Origin of the sequence: Psychrosphaera sp. B3R10, assembly GCF_018861025.1 — a bacterium.
Lineage (GTDB): Bacteria > Pseudomonadota > Gammaproteobacteria > Enterobacterales > Alteromonadaceae > Psychrosphaera > Psychrosphaera algicola.
Genome location: NZ_JAHKQH010000007.1, coordinates 270843 through 288675 on the forward strand (window position 1 = coordinate 270843; position 17833 = coordinate 288675).

Annotated in this window: 12 protein-coding genes; 8 read left to right on the forward strand and 4 right to left on the reverse strand. The window is 39.1% G+C overall.

Features of this window, described 5'->3' with window-relative positions; genetic code table 11:
- Positions 1 to 25 precede the first annotated feature (25 nt).
- Genes KO525_RS02560 through KO525_RS02570 form a run of 3 tightly spaced genes read left to right on the forward strand, consistent with a single transcriptional unit; the run spans position 26 to position 3290 of the window.
- Complete coding sequence (locus KO525_RS02560) at positions 26 to 1042, forward strand: cupin-like domain-containing protein (RefSeq protein ID WP_215962213.1); 1017 nt, start codon at positions 26 to 28, stop codon at positions 1040 to 1042.
- Positions 1043 to 1054: 12 nt separating this feature from the next.
- Positions 1055 to 2557 carry a tryptophan halogenase family protein gene (locus KO525_RS02565; protein WP_252736599.1) on the forward strand — a complete coding sequence of 501 codons (1503 nt, stop codon included), beginning with the start codon at positions 1055 to 1057 and terminating at the stop codon, positions 2555 to 2557.
- 10 nt (positions 2558 to 2567) lie between these two features.
- Entirely contained in the window at positions 2568 to 3290 is a 723-nt protein-coding gene (locus KO525_RS02570; protein WP_215962214.1) for a DUF6445 family protein, read from the forward strand.
- A 480-nt stretch (positions 3291 to 3770) separates the two neighbouring features.
- On the opposite strand, the gene KO525_RS02575 is transcribed toward KO525_RS02570, so the two are convergent.
- Both KO525_RS02575 and KO525_RS02580 read right to left on the reverse strand, forming a co-directional pair.
- Positions 3771 to 6332 carry an exo 1,3/1,4-beta-D-glucan glucohydrolase gene (locus tag KO525_RS02575; RefSeq protein ID WP_215962215.1) on the reverse strand — a complete coding sequence of 854 codons (2562 nt, stop codon included), beginning with the start codon at positions 6330 to 6332 and terminating at the stop codon, positions 3771 to 3773.
- A gap of 17 nt (positions 6333 to 6349) precedes the next feature.
- The gene (locus KO525_RS02580) at positions 6350 to 7633 is read right to left on the reverse strand and encodes a sugar MFS transporter (RefSeq protein ID WP_215962216.1); all 1284 of its coding nucleotides are present in this window, start codon (positions 7631 to 7633) and stop codon (positions 6350 to 6352) included.
- A gap of 236 nt (positions 7634 to 7869) precedes the next feature.
- Here KO525_RS02580 and KO525_RS02585 point away from each other — a divergent pair, with 236 nt between their 5' ends.
- From KO525_RS02585 to KO525_RS02595, 3 genes are all read left to right on the forward strand, one after another.
- The gene (locus KO525_RS02585; protein ID WP_215962217.1) at positions 7870 to 9210 is read left to right on the forward strand and encodes a GH1 family beta-glucosidase; all 1341 of its coding nucleotides are present in this window, start codon (positions 7870 to 7872) and stop codon (positions 9208 to 9210) included.
- Positions 9211 to 9272: 62 nt separating this feature from the next.
- Positions 9273 to 10799, forward strand: a complete 1527-nt coding sequence (locus KO525_RS02590) for an MFS transporter (protein WP_371744362.1) — start codon at positions 9273 to 9275, stop codon at positions 10797 to 10799.
- Positions 10800 to 10853: 54 nt separating this feature from the next.
- Entirely contained in the window at positions 10854 to 11858 is a 1005-nt protein-coding gene (locus KO525_RS02595; RefSeq protein ID WP_215962219.1) for a LacI family DNA-binding transcriptional regulator, read from the forward strand.
- A gap of 92 nt (positions 11859 to 11950) precedes the next feature.
- Here KO525_RS02595 and KO525_RS02600 read toward each other — a convergent pair whose 3' ends face one another.
- Positions 11951 to 12829, reverse strand: coding sequence for a sugar phosphate isomerase/epimerase (locus tag KO525_RS02600; RefSeq protein ID WP_215962220.1), 879 nt, complete (start codon positions 12827 to 12829; stop codon positions 11951 to 11953).
- A 744-nt stretch (positions 12830 to 13573) separates the two neighbouring features.
- On the opposite strand from KO525_RS02600, the gene KO525_RS02605 reads away from it, so the two are divergent.
- Complete coding sequence (locus KO525_RS02605) at positions 13574 to 14653, forward strand: endo-1,4-beta-xylanase (protein WP_252736600.1); 1080 nt, start codon at positions 13574 to 13576, stop codon at positions 14651 to 14653.
- Positions 14654 to 14762: 109 nt separating this feature from the next.
- Here the strand turns inward: KO525_RS02605 and KO525_RS02610 are convergent, their stop codons facing one another.
- Positions 14763 to 15494, reverse strand: a complete 732-nt coding sequence (locus tag KO525_RS02610; RefSeq protein ID WP_303521347.1) for an NUDIX domain-containing protein — start codon at positions 15492 to 15494, stop codon at positions 14763 to 14765.
- Between the two features lie 398 nt (positions 15495 to 15892).
- On the opposite strand from KO525_RS02610, the gene KO525_RS02615 reads away from it, so the two are divergent.
- Entirely contained in the window at positions 15893 to 17815 is a 1923-nt protein-coding gene (locus tag KO525_RS02615; RefSeq protein WP_215962222.1) for a PrkA family serine protein kinase, read from the forward strand.
- Positions 17816 to 17833: the final 18 nt, after the last annotated feature.

Below are 17833 nucleotides of genomic sequence, written 5' to 3' on the forward strand. Positions count from 1 at the left end.
ATTGTGTTAATAAATAAGGTCGATAATGTTAGACATTAAGAACAAAGTCGAGGAGATCTGTTTAGCCCCTGGCGACGATTTACCTGAATCCATTATTAACACAGCAAAGCCAGTTTTAATTAGAGGTTTTATTAATCATTGGCCTTTAGTTAAAGCTGGAAAAACGTCCAACGACGATGCATTTGAATATTTGAGCAAAGCCTATAACGGTCAGCCTATTACTGCTTATTATGCACAACCTGAAGCTAAAGGAAGAATTTTTTACAATTCTGATTTTAACGGATTTAATTTTCAAAGTGCTTCGTTAGATTTACATACCGTTTTAAGTAAATTGAACGAGTTGAAAAGTGATCCTGAACCCCCTGCTGTTTACGTTGGTTCGACGAATATCAATCGACACTTTCCTGAATTAAATCTTGAGAACAAGGTAAATATCGCAGGCGTGCAACCTATTACTAACTTATGGTTGGGCAACCGAACTAAAATTTCTGCTCACTTTGATTTCCCAAACAATTTGGCGTGTTGTGCGGTAGGACAAAGACGTTTTATCTTGTTTCCCCCAGAACAAGTTAAAAACCTATATGTTGGTCCCAAAGAGGCTTCACCTGGTGGACAAGACATCAGTTTAGTTGATTTTGATCAACCAGACTTAGTCAAGTATCCAAAATTTCAACACGCAATAGACAATGCTTTTGTTGCAAACTTAGAAGCCGGAGATGCGTTATTTATTCCAAGTATGTGGTGGCACCATGTCGAAGGCTTAACGGACTTCAACGTACTAATCACACATTGGTGGCGCAATAGTTCTGCGTTTATGGGGAAACCTGACAATGCACTCGACTTAGCTATATTAAGCCTTAGAAATTTGCCGTACGAACAACGCCAAGCTTGGAAAGCCATATTTGAACATTATGTATTTGACCATAATGAAGAAGATATCCAACACATTCCTAATCATGCTCAAGGTTGTTTAACATTGCCAATGCCAGAGCTTGAAGCGCGAAAACTTAGAGCTAAATTGTTAGAACAACTAAAACGATAATGAGTCATTAATATGAACGATACTAAATCATCTATGAAACCAGTTAAAAAAGTTGTTATTGCCGGTGGTGGAACCGCAGGTTGGATGGCCGCTGCTGCCCTTACCAAATTACTCGGTAAAAACATTGATGTGACTCTAGTTGAATCTGATGCAATACCGACAGTCGGAGTAGGTGAAGCAACGATCCCAACCTTACACATTTTTCATCAATTGTTGGGAATTAAAGAACAAGACTTTATGGCTGCCACGAATGCCACTTTTAAAATGGGTATTTCATTTGAAAACTGGCGTGATGTAAAACAAGACTACATTCACTCTTTTGGCTTTTTGGGTCAAGATTGTTGGGCGGCAGGTTTTCAACACTTTTGGCTAAAAGGTCATCAACGTGGAATAGTTTCTGAAATTGGTGATTATGTTCCAGAGCATCTTGCGGCTCGAGAAGGCAGATTTGCTGTTTTAGCGAATCAACAATTAAACCATGCTTATCATTTGGACGCTGGTTTATATGCAAAATACTTACGTAACATAGCAGAACAACATGGTATTAATCGTATAGAAGGCAAAATTGATAATGTAAATTTATCTAAGCAAAACGGGTTTATTGAATCGCTGACATTAGATTCTGGAAAAATAGTTGAAGGTGATTTGTTTTTAGACTGCACAGGTTTCAGAGGATTACTCATTGAAAATGCGCTGCATACGGGGTTTGACGATTGGAGTCACATGTTACCGTGCGATAGCGCAATTGCAGTGCAAACTGAAACTGTAGGCAAACCTGTGCCATATACTCGTTCAATTGCGCATGATGCCGGTTGGCAATGGCGTATCCCCCTGCAGAACCGCACAGGTAACGGATTAGTTTTTTGTAGTAAATATATGACCGACGACGAAGCCATCGCGAAGTTACGCGAGAACCTTGTTGGTAAGTTATTAAATGAACCTCGTGTTATCAAATTTAAAACTGGTACTCGCCGGAAACACTGGAACAAAAACTGTATCGCTGTTGGATTGTCCTCAGGTTTTATTGAACCTTTAGAGTCAACAAGTATTCACTTATTCCAACGCGCAATTGTGCGTCTTATGCAAATGTTCCCAAGTAAGGGGATTAATCAAGCCGATATCAAAGAGTTTAATGCCCAAACTAAGTTTGAACATGACAATATAAAAGACTTTATTATTTTGCACTATCATTTGACAGAACGTGAAGACACTCCTTTTTGGCGTTATTGTAAAACCATGGAAATTCCAGATTCACTGCAACATAGAATGGATTTGTTTAAACAATCGGGACGAGTATTTAAACGCGCAGAAGAATTATTTGGTGAAACATCTTGGGTTCAAGTTATGTTAGGTCAAGGTCTAATGCCTGAACAATATCACCCAATTGTTGACCAAATGGATGATGCGGAATTAGATAACTTTTTAACGCATATTAAAAGCAGTGTAAAAAAGAAAGTCGCCGCGTGGCCAGATCATTATGATTTCTTAAAACATTATTGTAAAACGTCTGTTTAGGCAATTAGTCATGACGTCTGTGCTTTTTACTCAAAATCCTCTAATGGAAGTAAATGTGATGAAGGTTGGCGTTGAACAAACGCCAATTATCGTCATTGATAACTTTGCAACAAACCTCGATGACATCAAAAAATTCGCTAAGTCACAAGCCGTATACTCCCCAGATACAGACACTTTGTATCCAGGTATTCGTAGCCCTCTTCCTGAGCCATATATCATTAAATTGCTACAAGCGATTTATCAACCTTTGTATGGCATTTATGGAATCGACCTTAGTAAACGTTTGAAACCACTGAATTCATTTTTTTCATTGTTGACTCTGCCACCTGAAGATTTACATTTGTTACAACGAATGCCTCACTTTGATACAAACAATCAATATTGTTTCGCAGTTTTACATTATTTATCAAATGGCCAACATGGCGGAACAGGGCTATACCGGCATAAACCAACACAATTTGAACGTATTACCGATAAAAGATACGAACATTATATCAATAGCGCTAAACAGTTTATTCAAACGAACGGTGAACCTGCTCAAGGTTATATAACTACATCTACTGATCATTTTGAGAAGTATTATGAAGTGAAATACAAACCTAACCGTCTGGTGATATACCCGAGTAATTTGTTACATTCGGTTAATGTAGATAAAGAAAGAGATCTCTCTAGCGACCCTGAAGAAGGCCGACTTACTGCCAATATTTTTATCGAGTTTAAAGAACTTACGTAACCAAGATTTGCATATTCTTCATCAATTCCCCATCATTTAACAGCGAGTATTCAACGATACTAGTCAACTACACAGAATGATTAATATCATTTATGACACGATTGAATGGGCAAAATTTTCTTATCAATGCTAACGATTCTTCAAGTTACATCACGGGGGCAAACTAAAATAGATGTCAATGGGAGGACATCTCACGGCAAACTTATTTATAAGTGTTCAGTAGTAATTTGCCGTTGCCGTTACCGTTACCTTTACATTTACCTTTATATGGATGATGGCCGATTGTGAGCTGCCAGTTAATTTTTTAGTTAAAATTTGGACAGTTTTAATCCATCATTTACAACTTCACTAAATTTGCTTTTAGTTATTAATTCGAGCAAAAAAAACACCTAATCTAAAGCTTTAGACTAGGTGTTTCACACACAACTTTTGTTAAACCTATGCTGCTATCAAATCAGTACAGATTTATTACTATAATGACTACTGACAAGATAATGTTGCTGCTTTTGCCGTATTCGGTTTAAACATAATATCTGCAAGTCCAATACGTGTATTGCCCGTCAAATTCATTTCAAATGGTTTAACAACCTGACTGAAATTAACACCCGCGTTTGCGAAACACTGCAGATCAATAGACAGAGGTTGCCAGCTGTCTTTAGGCAGTTCTGAAATTAACTCTGTAATGTCTATTCCGGTATGGCAACTACCAGCTACGTCACCAGTACCTTCACAATTCATAAAGATATTTGCCGTTGCGTCGGTAAATTGTTGAACATTGACCAGTAAATGCAACGCAGAGTTCGCAGAAAGATCATTCGATAAATCTTCTCTAAAGTAACTTTTTGCAACTACGTGTAGCCCTGAAGTGTGCTTACCATGAGTTGTCAGTAAAACAGAATCTTCTTGAACATTACGGTCAATCGTTCGGTAAGTCAGGCTTCCAACTTTATGGCTACTTGCATTTACATCCATTTCTTTATGATTTGACAATAACTTCAAATACCATGGTTTGTGCATCGTACCGTCGAAGAAAACTCGAGTTTCAACCTTTGACAGATCCATATTCAATACTTCATTTAAATTGTCAGATAACACATTTTCATCGCCATAAGTCAAACCAAACCCATATGGTAACAGTGGTGCATAGTCTTTATCGTTACGGTTTACGGTAGTTTGATCAGGAGTCTTAGGCCACGAATAAGATAATTTGCCTTTGAAGTCATGGTTTACAGAACCGTCTTTTTTAGTAAATAAAACATCTGCTACCGCTTTACCTTCAGAACCAGGTAACCAAGCCGCTACAAACGCATTAGATGCATTAAGTTCGGCATTGACCCACATAGGTCGACCCGAAATAAACACGGATACTACTGGAATACCTTGTGCTTTTAAGCTTTTTAATAACTTAAGATCAGATTTTGACCCACGTTGATAATCCAAATTTTCTCTATCCCCGTGCCCTTCCGCATATGGGTCTTCACCAAATACTACAATCGCAACGTCAGGTTTAGTGGTAAATTTACCTTCAACACTTAAGGTTGTTTTACCACCAGCGGCATTAACCTGTTGTTTGATCCCAGAATAAATTGAGCTGCCCCCAGGAAAGTCATTATTGGTGTTATTAGTTCCTTGCCAAGTAATTGTCCAACCGCCTGATTGTTTACCGATATTATCGGCAGCATCACCGGCAACTAATACATTTAGTTTTGGCGATAATGGCAACAGGTTGTTTTTATTTTTTAGCAAGACTAAAGATTCTCTGACAGCTTGTTGTGCGATTCTACGATGTGACTCTTGACCAATAAGTTCTGTTTTGCCCGAAAATTTACGATTTGCCGGACTTGGTTTTTCAAATAAACCAGCACGCATTTTTACTCTTAAAATACGTGTAACGGCATCGTCGATACGACTCATCGCAATAATGCCATCTTTAACTTGTTGAATCGTATTGTTATACAAAGGTTTCCAAGCATCGGTCGGAACCATAAAGATATCCAAACCGGCATTGACCGACTGTGGACAACTTTCATTTGTACAACCTTTAACTTGCCCATGACCATTCCAGTCACCTACTACAAAACCATCAAATCCCATTTGATCTTTTAACACGTCAGTTAACAAATATTTACTACCGTGTAATTTATCACCGTGCCAGCTGTTAAACGACGCCATAACAGACTGAGCTCCTGCCGTTAAACCACCGACATAACCCTGCGCGTGGATATCAAACAATTCTTGCTCAGACGCAATATTGTCACCTTGGTCATCACCCTTCTCGGTTCCACCGTCACCTAAAAAGTGTTTAACGGTACTAATAACACGGTTATCACTTAAAAAATCTTTATTTGCATGGCCCTGAAGTCCTTTAACTATTGACGCAGCGTATGAGCGAACTATTTCTGGATCTTCAGAATAACCTTCATATGTGCGTCCCCAACGGTCGTCTCTTACTACTGCAACGGTAGGTGCGAACACCCAGTCGATACCAGTAACCATGACTTCAGTCGCTGTGGCTTTGGCAATTTGTTCAATTAAGTCTGAGTTATTTGTCGCGCCTAACCCGATATTGTGTGGAAACAAGGTCGCACCGATGACATTGTTATGGCCATGTACCGCGTCCGTTCCCCACATTGTTGGGATTTTTGAACCGTCAAGTGAGTCGTCGATTGACGCTTGGTATAGTTCTTCAGCAAACGCAATCCAGTCAGCAGGTGTGGAGTGTTTATTGTTGTTCGGAAAACCACCGCCACCATTGAGGTATGAACCAAAACCGTATTTCCGCATATCCTCAACGGTAATATCGCGAATTTCAGGCTGGATCATCTGTGCGACTTTTTGCTCCAATGTCATTTTACTTAACATTGATTTCACACGATTTTCAATTTCAGCGGTTTGTTTAACTTCAATGTTTAACTTTGGCCAAATTTTAGCGGCATCCGCACTATTCGTTTGTGAAGGCTCGGCTTTCTCATTACTTCCTGAACAAGCAGCCAAAATTGCGCATAAGGCTGCGGTAGTCGTGTATTTAAATTTATTCATCATTATGAAGTTACTCGTACTTATTTATTCAAATTTGGTTCAATTGATTCATCAGATCCAATTGTTTCGCTTGGACGACTGCCTATTAATCCGTAATAGGCAATGTAGCCGTAACAAACAATAGGTAAAATAAAGGACATGTGGACGCCAATAATATCGGCTAAAAACCCTTGCACTACTGGAACAATTGCACCACCTACAATTGCTAAACATAAGATCCCAGAGCCTTGGCTAGTGTGTTTACCCAAGCCATTCAGCGCAAGACTGAAAATAGTTGGAAACATAATTGAATTACACAAGCCAACTAACAATATTGACCACATGGCTAACGCGCCAGTACTCACTAATGTGATAAAGATTAATAGACAGGCAAGCGTAGCATTAAATGCCAATGCTTTGCCCGCAGGAATTTTCTGCATGACGGCTGCGCCAATAAATCGCCCAACCATTGCACCGCCCCAATAATAGGTCAAGTATTTGGCTGCCTCAAGTTCTTCTAAACCCGCAATATCGGCTTCACCAAAAAAGTTAACTAAAAAGCTACCTATAGACACTTCAGCACCAACATAAACAAAAATACCAAGGGCACCTAAAACTAAGTGTTTATATTGCCATGCAGAACCTTCGATAACTTCGTCACTTTCAGTTTCAGCAGACGCTATGTGAGGTAATTTTAAGTAAGCAAATATCGCTGCAAGGATTAGTAATGCGGCTGTTAAACCTAAATAAGGAATTTGAACTGACTCAGCTGATGTTGCAATTTCATTAGTCGCCTGCCCAAGGATAAGCAGTGCGCCAAAATACGGAGCGATTGTAGTGCCAAACGAATTGAACGCCTGAGTAAGTGTGAGTCTCGACGAAGCGGTCTCCGACGGTCCTAACAATGTTACATACGGATTTGCGGAAACCTGCAAGATAGTAATACCACTGGCAAGCACAAATAGTGCGCCTAAAAATACTGGATAACTATGGCTAGATGCCGCTGGGTAAAAAAGTAGGCAACCACAAGCCGCCACAACAAGACCTGCAACAATGCCTTTTTGATAACCCAGTTTTTTGACTAAGTTACCTGCTGGCAACGAAACAATAAAATAAGCGCCGAAAAAACAAAATTGCACCAACATTGATTGCATGTAATTTAAATCGAATACCGCTTTTAGATGAGGAATTAGTATATCGTTTAAACAAGTTATAAAGCCCCACATAAAAAATAGTGATGTGAGAGCTGACAACGCAAAACGGTGATTACTCCCGTTATTGTCTACTGAACTTAATGAACCGTTCGCAGGCGCTGAAATTGCCATACGTATTCCCCTTTATTATTTTTTTAGTTAAAAAATTGTAAGCCGATAACAAAATTCGGTATTGACGAATCAAAAATATCAATTTAATCTAACCCAACTTTGTAAGCGCTTTCATTAATAATAAACTTGTCTGCAACATAAGTTCAAGTCTTTTTGTAAGCGCTTACTAAATAACTTGATTTTACCTTGAAAAACGCGATGAAGCGGACTTTACACCAGACCAATGGGTACCTTTGATGAACAAAATAACTTTGCCAATAACGTCACCAATGATGAAACGCCAATTTACATTTGGTGTGGCAACCGCATCTTTTCAGATTGAAGGTGGTATCGAACATCGTCTTCCATGTATTTGGGATACTTTTTGTGAGACAGATGGAAAAATTGCAGATAGTTCAAATGGTAAAATTGCCTGTGATCATTTTAATAAATGGCAGGACGATGTTGAGCTAATTAGTTCGCTTGGTGTTGATGCCTACCGCCTTTCCATCAGTTGGCCTCGTGTTATAAAACAAGATGGTACATTGAACGAAGAAGGTGTTAGTTTTTATCAAAACTTAATTGATGGCCTTAACGCGAAAAACATTAAAGTATTTGCCACACTTTATCATTGGGATCTGCCACAACATTTGGAAGACCAAGGTGGTTGGTTGAATAGAGAAACAGCCTATAAATTTGCTCAATATGTAGATCTAGTTTCAAAAGAGCTAGGCGAAAAAGTTCATTCTTACGCAACATTTAACGAACCATTCTGTTCGGCATTTTTGGGGTATGAGATAGGTGTTCATGCACCTGGTAAAACCGGTAAAGCAAACGGTCGTCAAGCAGCGCACCACATATTGTTAGCCCATGGGCTAGCAATGCCAATTTTACAAAAAAACTGTCCAAATAGCCTTAATGGCATCGTTCTTAACTTTACACCATGTTACGCCGCAAGCGATTCCGACGCGGACAAGCAAGCTGCAGAATATGCCGACCAATATATCAATCAATGGTACATAAAACCTATCATGGATGGCGCCTATCCGAGCATCATAGATAAACTTGGCAACGATTGGGCTCCTGATATGCAAGAAGGTGATTTGGCAATTATTAATTGCCCAGTGGACTTCCTTGGCATCAATTATTATACCCGCCTGTTGTATTCTGCACCGGCCCAAGACGGTGAGTTTTACACTGAACACGACCATTTGTTTCCACGTACAGATATTGGCTGGGAAATTTATCCAAAAGCACTAACGGAACTGCTCGTTTCACTAAACTCAAAATACACACTACCACCGGTTTACATTACAGAAAATGGTGCTGCGATTGCAGACCAAATGGTTGACGGTATTGTCCAGGATACTGACCGTATTAATTATTATAATGGCCACCTTAACGCAGTAAACGATGCGATAGCCGATGGTGTAAATGTCGTGGGGTATTTTGCGTGGAGCCTAATGGACAACTTCGAATGGGCAGAAGGTTACCTTAAACGATTTGGCATTGTTTATGTCGATTACGACACTCAAGTAAGAACCATTAAACAAAGTGGTCTTGCATATAAAGACTTGATAACCTCTCGGGGTGAATAGTTAAAAGTAAAACTAAATAAGCTCAGTACAAGCCAACTACAATAAAAATAAATGGAATGACAATGCAACTAGCCCTTAAAGAAAAAATTGGATACGCGCTCGGCGACGCCGCAGCAAACTTAGTTTGGCGAGGCGCGCTTGCATATTTAGCCGTATTCTATACCGATACATTTGGGTTAACGGCAGCGGCGGCAGCCATGCTGTTTTTAGTTGTTCGGCTTACAGACGGAATTACCGATATAATCATGGGTATGATCGCCGATAGAACCGACACAAAATGGGGTAAATTTAGACCTTGGATTTTGTGGTCAACGCCATTTTTAGCGCTATTTATGGTGTTGTGTTTTACCACGCCAGACTTTAGTTACGACGGTAAATTAGCGTTTGCGTACGTGACTTATATTGGCTTAACGTTAGCTTATACTGTAAATAATGTCCCTTATTCTGCATTGATGGGCGTCATGACAAATGATGACAAAGAACGAACAAGTCTATCTGGATTTAGATTTGCAGGTGCATTTTTAGGTGGTTTGTTTGTAATGGGCTTCTTACCTCAACTCGTTGAATACTTTGGTCAAGGTAACCAGCAACAAGGTTACCAATACACTATGTATTTATTTGCCGCTTTTCTTCTTGTATTAATGGTCATAACGTTTTCCACTACTCAAGAGCGAGTTAAACCTGTAGCCGATAATAATAGCGGTTCATTAAAATCAGAATTAAAAGATTTAAGTAAAAACCTACCATTTATCATTTTACCGCTACTCGCGACCACCTTGTTCTTCTACTACCGTAACTTGCCAACAGGCCTGTTTTTTGTAGCGGTTGTGGTATTTTGTCATTTCGCAATAAAACGCTTGCTGAGTTCTGATCACTCCAATCTAACCCGCAGTCAGCAAGACATGATTGACTTATTAAATAACAAACCATGGTTAATATTACTCGGTATGGGCTTTTTAACCATGATGTTTAATGGTATTAAATATGGCGTAATTGCCTATTATTTTAAATATTTTGTCGGTGACGAAATACTCGCTGGCCAATATTTTGTTGGACTGTTAGTTGTCAGTATTTTGGGTGCTTTGAGCACAAGTACTCTAGCGAAATGGTTTGGTCGTAAGCAGTTGTTTATTGGCGCGCTGATCATCAGCAGCCTATTAACTGGCGCCATGTTCTGGATCCCAGAAAAGTCCATCGTACCGGTATTTTTGTTGGGTTGTTCTGCTGAGTTTTTTGCTGCAATTATGCCAACCTTGTTTTTCTCAATGCTAGGCGACTCTGCCGACTATTCTGAATGGAAAAATGGGCGCAGAGCAACAGGACTGATTTATTCCGCTGGTACATTTGTTCAAAAAACAGGCGGTGGTTTTGCCGGTGCACTTGTGCTCCTAGTATTGTCAGGTTATGGCTATGACGGTATGGATGCTGCAACAATTGAAGACTCACTGCCAGGCATGCAATGGCTGATGAGTTGGATCCCTGCGGCATTCGGGTTTATCGCAGCGGCACTAATGATGTTTTATCCTCTTGACGATAAGATGCAGGAAAAAATGACAAATGATTTATCAGAAGCACGTTTGGCTAGTTAACCGTTACAAGAAAGGGTAAACTCACGCTGAATTTTTTAAGGATTTGATAGTGTAATGGCGACAATTTACGAAGTTTCAGAACTGGCTGGGGTATCATTGGCTACCGTATCTAGGGTTATGAATGGCTCTAGTAATGTAAGTGATAAAACACGAAAAAAAGTCGAAGCCGCAATGAGTAAATTGGGTTATCGTCCGAATTCTATTGCCCAGTCCTTAGCTTCAAGTCGCTCTAACAGTATCGGTGTAATGATACCTGAGTTAAAAGGCCCATTTTTTGGGTTCTTAATGAGTGGGGTTGAAACCCAACTTAGAAAAGCCAACAAACACGTTATTTTTACCGCGGGTCACAGCGAAGAAGCAACTGAAAAAGACGGCATAGAGTTTCTTTTAAGCCGAAATTGCGATGCGTTAATTCTGCACGTTGAAGCGGTAACTGATGAATACTTAGTCGAATTATCTAAAAGCAAGATCCCAGTTGTTATTATTAACCGCGTTGTCGAAGAAATTAAAGACTTGTGCATTTACTTAGATAATCGCGTTGGTGGCTATTTGGCTGCCAAAGCAATTATTGAAAAAGGCCACAGGAACATTGCTTATATTTCTGGACCTACCTGGAAAATAGATTCCAATGACCGATTATTTGGTCATAAAGCCGCACTAGAAGAGTCTGGCATCGAATTTGATGAAGACCTGCTCTATCGCGGCGACTTTATTCAAGAAAGCGGCAGTATTGGTTTAAGTGAGCTTATTCATAAAAACAAACCGTTTACTGCACTGATTTGTGCTAATGACGAAACGGCCTGTGGTGCTATGGCTATGGCACGGAAGTTAGGTATGGATTTACCAGAAAACCTCTCAATTGTTGGGTTCGATAATATTTTATACGCAAGCTACTTATACCCGACTCTAACGACACTCAATTATCCTGTATTTAATATGGCAAAAATGGCTGTAGATTTAGTGCTCAAAGAAGTTTATCAATTTGAAAATATTGAGATTACCAATCAATTTTCGCCAAAACTTGTGGAACGTAATTCTGTCATTCCATTTACCGAATAATATTGATTATGTAAGGGTATTGTCGGCTTAACGTTTCGATACAACAAAAGGCACTACCCGAAATTACAGATAATGCCCTGTTGCGTCTAGCTTTAGTCTAAACGCGCCATTATCTTATCCAAACCTTGCTTAGACAACTTCACAGAATCTAATTCAGTTAATCCAGCAGGGTATTCTTCTTGCTCAACAACTATCCATTGTGTGCCGCCTACCGCCATATTAGTTTTGATCAGTGTTGCCCAATCATAGCCATCATCACCTAAAATAACAGACTCCGGTTGACCGTCTTTAGTTCTAACTTTGTAATGAGTCGTTAATGTACGATTTGGGTATTTAGTCACAAAGTTAACCGCATCTTTTTTAGAATAATTAACCCAGCCAACATCGAGTTGCAGCAAAAATGAGTTGTTGGTGTTTTGGGCAATGTAATCCCAATAGGTTTCGCCTTGAAACTCGTTAAACTCTTGGTCATGATTATGGTATCCAAACACCATATTTCGTTCGGTCACTTTAACTTGGATTGCATTAAGCTGCGCCACCATCTCTTTAACATCGGTTGGGTGCCAAGCGCGTTCATCCCAAGGAACTATAAGCAATTTTGCGCCTAACGTTTGATAGAAATCCAAAGTACTTTCAATATTCGCATTAGACAACGCGTCGTAGTTAACATGCGCACCACTCGCTGTTAAATTTAATGAATTCAAAAACTGTTTTAATCCTTTTGCATCACCTGCGTAGGGCCCAAAATTGCCAGCAAACTCAACTCCTTCAAATCCCATATCTGATAACTTTTGAAGAGTCCCCTTAAAGTCATTAGTGAGTGCGTTTTTGACTGACCACAGTTGTACACTTATTTTCGGCAAGTCTTGCTTGGTAACATTTGGCTCAGTTGACTTACTACACCCTAAGACAGTTAGTACCGTTACCAGCGATAAAATCACTTTCAGATTAAAAAAATTTTTAGTATTCATTTCTACCCTTTTGAATAAACCATTTTTACGAAACGATAACCTTATTAGTCCCAGAAACTGTAACAATACAGTGCTAACGGAAATAGACGAGTTAGCATTTTTATAAAAACCACTTTTGATACAAATTAGCTTATCGTGCATCCTGTATTTTCGTTACGATAAATTAGGCTATCGATGGAATAAAATCAGCGTATTAACATTATTGCAGGTCGGCCATTATCTAAATTAAAGACGTGTTTTTAACTCAATTAGCTTGAGTTAACCGCGTTCATTTTTACTATTTCATTGTTTTACGTTATGTTATTTTTTCGCCATATTTACTTATAGTGATTATAACCATAAGTTACTCATACCTGATTAATTTAAGCTGAACAAATTAGTCAGGCAGAGCTGCCCTTTTCTTCCCGTTGGGGGTAGCTCGACTAAATTTTACTTACACATATGTATCACCTAAATTGCCATTTACGAAGTGAATTGTAGTCTGCTCTATTTGAAGGCAAACAACAGCGATACGTGCTAAAAAATCGATGGCATTTGCAAAATTGCATGAGTAGCATTTGAACATTTAGACGTAAACTCAGTGGGAAGAACATCTAAACAAAGTAAACTCCGGTGACATAATTATCTCTATTTGCCGGTATTGTATTAAATTAAGGAAACAACATGCACCAAATCCTAAACTCTCGCGTAGTGGTAGTCCTGAGTATACTCTTACTGTCTTCTTGCGCCGATAACGGCAAAGAAATGTCTACAGCGAAATCTGTTGATGCTTCAAAAAATCTTTCTCTACGTAATCTATTTGGTGATAAATTTATGATAGGTGCTGCTCTTAACAAGGAGCAAATACTAAATACTGAAGCTGATACACTGCCATTGGTAAAAAAGCAATTTGACGCGTTAACCGCAGAAAATGAAATGAAGTGGGAAAGTATCCACCCTACGAGAAACAACTATAAATTTGACTCAGCAGATGCATTGGCAGCCATAGCAAAAGATCATAATTCATTTTTTGTTGGCCACACGCTTGTTTGGCATGCCCAAACACCTGATTGGGTTTTTACTGATAATAATGGCCAAAATCGTACCAAACAGGACCTAACTGCCATTGTTGAAGAACACATCAATACAGTCGCAGGCCGCTATCAAAACAAGGTGAATGGTTGGGATGTGCTCAACGAAGCCTTTAACGAAGACGGTACATTACGTCAATCCAAATGGTTAGAGATTTTAGGTGATGATTATATCGCTGAAGTCTTTAAAATGGCTGCTAAAGCTGCGCCTGATGCAGAGTTGTACTATAACGATTACAACTTATTTAAACCTGAAAAACGTCGTGGCGTTGTTGCTATGGCAAAAAAACTAATCGCGCGTGGAATTAAAATTGATGGGATAGGAATACAAGGTCATTATGCGCTTGATTATCCAGACCTTGCAGAACTCGAAGACTCTATTATTGCGTTTGGTGAGCTTGGACTAAAAGTAATGATCACAGAATTAGATGTGTCTGTGTTGCCATTTCCTGAAGACGCGCATCAAGGCGCTGACGTTTCACAAAATTTCCAATTACAAGACAAATACGACCCTTACCGAAACGGGATCCCAGATGATGTAAACGCTCAACTTGGCGATCGTTACAAACAGTTATTTGCGCTATTTTTAAAACACAGCGACAAAATAAGTCGTGTAACATTTTGGGGGGTGCACGATACTCAAACATGGCGTAACTATTGGCCAATGCAGGGTCGCACCGACTACCCATTATTGATAAACCGTGACAAGCAACTCAAACCTTGGGTAAAAGACTTAATGCCAACGCAACCTTAGTTGAACAATATTTTGTCCTAATAAAATCGCTATACGCATTTAATTAGTTATTTGCGTATAGCAGTCCGAAACCCTTTCCCTAAACTCTCACAAAGCTAAATTTATCGTTTTAAAGTTCAAACGAAAAGCCAAATTCCGTTAACCTGCGATATGCCGTTTCATCAAATTGATACAAGCCCGCCGCACGATGAGCCACATTCGTTTGTTTTTCTTTGCAATCAATCAACAAGTTCATTTTCAATATTTTTCGACGAAAATTCGGCTTGTCCAACTTTTGGCCTAAAATCGCTTCATAGATTTCTTGCAATTGAAGCAATGAAAATTTTTCTGGCAACAAACTGAATCCCACAGGCTCATGTCTGACTTTGTACCTAAGTTGTTTAATCGCGGCTTCAACAATGTTTTGATGATCAAAAATCAAATCTGGAAGCTCGTTAACGTCAAACCACGCTACTTCAATATCTTTGTTTCCCGTCGTAATTTTTACGTCTTCGAATCGAACGAGCGCATAATAAGCAACGGTGATAATCCGACTAAGTGGATATCTGTCCACCGCACCAAACGTACTGAGTTGTTCCAAATACAGTTTTTTAACTAAGGTGACTTTCTTAATAACTCGTAGCGCTGCTTCGTCAAGACTTTCATCCAGCTTAACCCAATGGCCGATGACACCCCACTTGTTACTGGCAATACCTTGTGTGTATTTAACTAAGAGTAATTTTAATTTGCTGTCTTGCAATGAGAATATCAGATTGTCGACGGAAACATTTGGCAGCGTGTCTTCAGCACCAAATTCTAATTTTTCAGTCGATTCTACAAAGATAGGTGTGTCTTTTTTCACGTATTTACCATCCATTTATTCGACAAAACCGTCGATTCCGCTATGTATTTAGTCACCAATTAGATCTAAAAAGTTCAAAGAGTTACACCTAAAAAAACCGATTGAAATAAAGATGAATCAAAATGTAAGCGCTTTCCCTGCGTAGAGTAACGATCCGAAAAATTATAGTCAAGATCACTATATTATACATCTCGCATTTATAAGACGACCTACTGCCATTTTCCGCACCTTAATTCCAGAGGTTTAAATTATAACTTTCAATTATTTACTCGATAGAACAATTAATATCTCTCAAATTTTTCCTTGTATCTCTAAATCTAGACTAATCTTAAAGTAACAAAACTAGCTAAATCAATAGAATACAAACTCTAATTTTCCTTGAGAGTTTTGGAGGCACTATGAGTATATTTGACCATTACAAACAACGTTTTGAGGCTGAGCAAGAACAAGAATTTACCATTGATGAATTTCTTCAGCTGTGTAAAAAGGACAAGTCTGCGTACGCATCTTCTGCCGAACGATTATTATTGGCCATTGGAAAACCGGAAATGGTCGATACGTCACAAAATCCTGTATTAAGCCGAATATTCTCAAATCGAATTATCTCTCAATACCCCGCATTTAAAGACTTTTTTGGGATGGAAGAAGCGATTGAGCAAATTGTTTCTTATTTAAAACATTCGGCCCAAGGGCTAGAAGAGAAAAAACAAATTTTATATCTATTAGGACCTGTCGGTGGCGGCAAATCATCACTTGCGGAAAAACTCAAATACCTAATGCAAAAACAACCCATATATTGCATTAAAGGATCTCCGGTAAACGACCACCCGTTTTGCCTATTTGATCCAGATGAAGATGGCCACATTTTGGAGTCGGAATACAACATTCCACTTCGTTATTTAAAAACAATAATGTCGCCGTGGGCTGCCAAACGACTAAAAGAGTTTGGTGGAGATATTAGTCAATTTAAAGTAGTTAAACGTAACCCGTCTGTTTTACATCAAATTGGCATCGCTAAAACCGAACCTGGTGATGACAACAACCAAGACATTAGCTCTCTTGTTGGTAAAGTAGACATCCGAAAACTAGAAGATTTTTCCCAAGACGATCCCGACGCCTATAGCTATTCCGGTGCTTTATGCCGTGCAAACCAAGGCTTAATGGAATTTGTCGAAATGTTCAAAGCGCCGATCAAAGTGCTTCATCCGTTGCTAACTGCAACACAGGAAGGCAACTATAACGGCACCGAAGGCTTATCAGCATTACCCTATGACGGCATAATTTTAGCCCACAGCAATGAATCCGAATGGGAATCATTTAGGAATAATCGCAATAATGAGGCATTTTTAGACCGAGTCTATATTGTAAAAGTGCCCTATTGCATGCGGGTAACTGAAGAAGTAAAAATTTATGAAAAACTGCTAATAAGTAGTGAACTCGCAAAAGCCCCTTGTGCGCCGAGCACACTAAACATTCTTGCCCAATTTACTATTTTGTCGCGAATTAAAGACGTTGAAAACAGCTCTGTTTATTCCAAAATGCGTGTTTATGACGGTGAGAGCCTTAAAGATACCGATCCTAAAGCAAAGTCATATCAAGAGTATAAAGATAACGCCGGCGTTGATGAAGGCATGGCCGGTCTCTCCACCCGTTTTGCATTTAAGATCTTGTCCCGCGTTTTCAACTTCGACCATCAAGAAGTTGCTGCAAATCCAGTGCACTTGTTTTATGTGCTAGAACAACAAATTGAACGAGAACAATTTCCTCAAGAACAACAAGAAGCCTACTTGGAATTTTTAAAAGGTTATTTAATCCCACAATACGTTGAATTTATTGGCAAAGAAATTCAAACCGCATATTTGGAATCTTATTCTGAGTACGGTCAAAATATATTTGACCGTTATGTGACTTACGCCGACTTTTGGATCCAAGACCAAGAATATCGCGATCCAGAAACGGGCCAATTATTTGACCGTTCAGCGCTCAACGACGAACTGGAAAAAATTGAAAAACCGGCAGGTATAAGTAATCCAAAAGACTTCAGAAATGAAATCGTTAATTTTGTGTTGCGCGCTCGAGCTAAGAAAGAAGGCAAAAACCCGGCGTGGAACAGTTACGAAAAACTGCGCACGGTTATAGAGAAAAAGATGTTTTCAAATACAGAAGAGCTGTTACCTGTCATTTCGTTTAATGCTAAAGCAAACGTAAATGATCAGAAAAAACACGACGATTTTGTAAATCGTATGGTGGAAAAGGGATATACCCCAAAACAAGTACGCCTATTATCGGAATGGTATTTACGCGTCCGAAAATCTCAGTAATTTAACTGAGGAGGTATG

What these genes read in the sequence shown, in the direction of transcription:
- KO525_RS02590 (WP_371744362.1), top strand. Translation starts at nt 9,273, where the DNA reads ATGCAACTAGCCCTTAAAGAAAAAATTGGATACGCGCTCGGCGACGCC.
- KO525_RS02605 (WP_252736600.1), top strand. Translation starts at nt 13,574, where the DNA reads ATGTCTACAGCGAAATCTGTTGATGCTTCAAAAAATCTTTCTCTACGT.
- KO525_RS02595 (WP_215962219.1), top strand. Translation starts at nt 10,854, where the DNA reads ATGGCGACAATTTACGAAGTTTCAGAACTGGCTGGGGTATCATTGGCT.
- KO525_RS02580 (WP_215962216.1), bottom strand. Translation starts at nt 7,633, where the DNA reads ATGGCAATTTCAGCGCCTGCGAACGGTTCATTAAGTTCAGTAGACAAT.
- KO525_RS02615 (WP_215962222.1), top strand. Translation starts at nt 15,893, where the DNA reads ATGAGTATATTTGACCATTACAAACAACGTTTTGAGGCTGAGCAAGAA.
- KO525_RS02585 (WP_215962217.1), top strand. Translation starts at nt 7,870, where the DNA reads ATGAACAAAATAACTTTGCCAATAACGTCACCAATGATGAAACGCCAA.
- KO525_RS02575 (WP_215962215.1), bottom strand. Translation starts at nt 6,332, where the DNA reads ATGATGAATAAATTTAAATACACGACTACCGCAGCCTTATGCGCAATT.
- KO525_RS02570 (WP_215962214.1), top strand. Translation starts at nt 2,568, where the DNA reads ATGACGTCTGTGCTTTTTACTCAAAATCCTCTAATGGAAGTAAATGTG.
- KO525_RS02560 (WP_215962213.1), top strand. Translation starts at nt 26, where the DNA reads ATGTTAGACATTAAGAACAAAGTCGAGGAGATCTGTTTAGCCCCTGGC.
- KO525_RS02565 (WP_252736599.1), top strand. Translation starts at nt 1,055, where the DNA reads ATGAACGATACTAAATCATCTATGAAACCAGTTAAAAAAGTTGTTATT.
- KO525_RS02600 (WP_215962220.1), bottom strand. Translation starts at nt 12,829, where the DNA reads ATGAATACTAAAAATTTTTTTAATCTGAAAGTGATTTTATCGCTGGTA.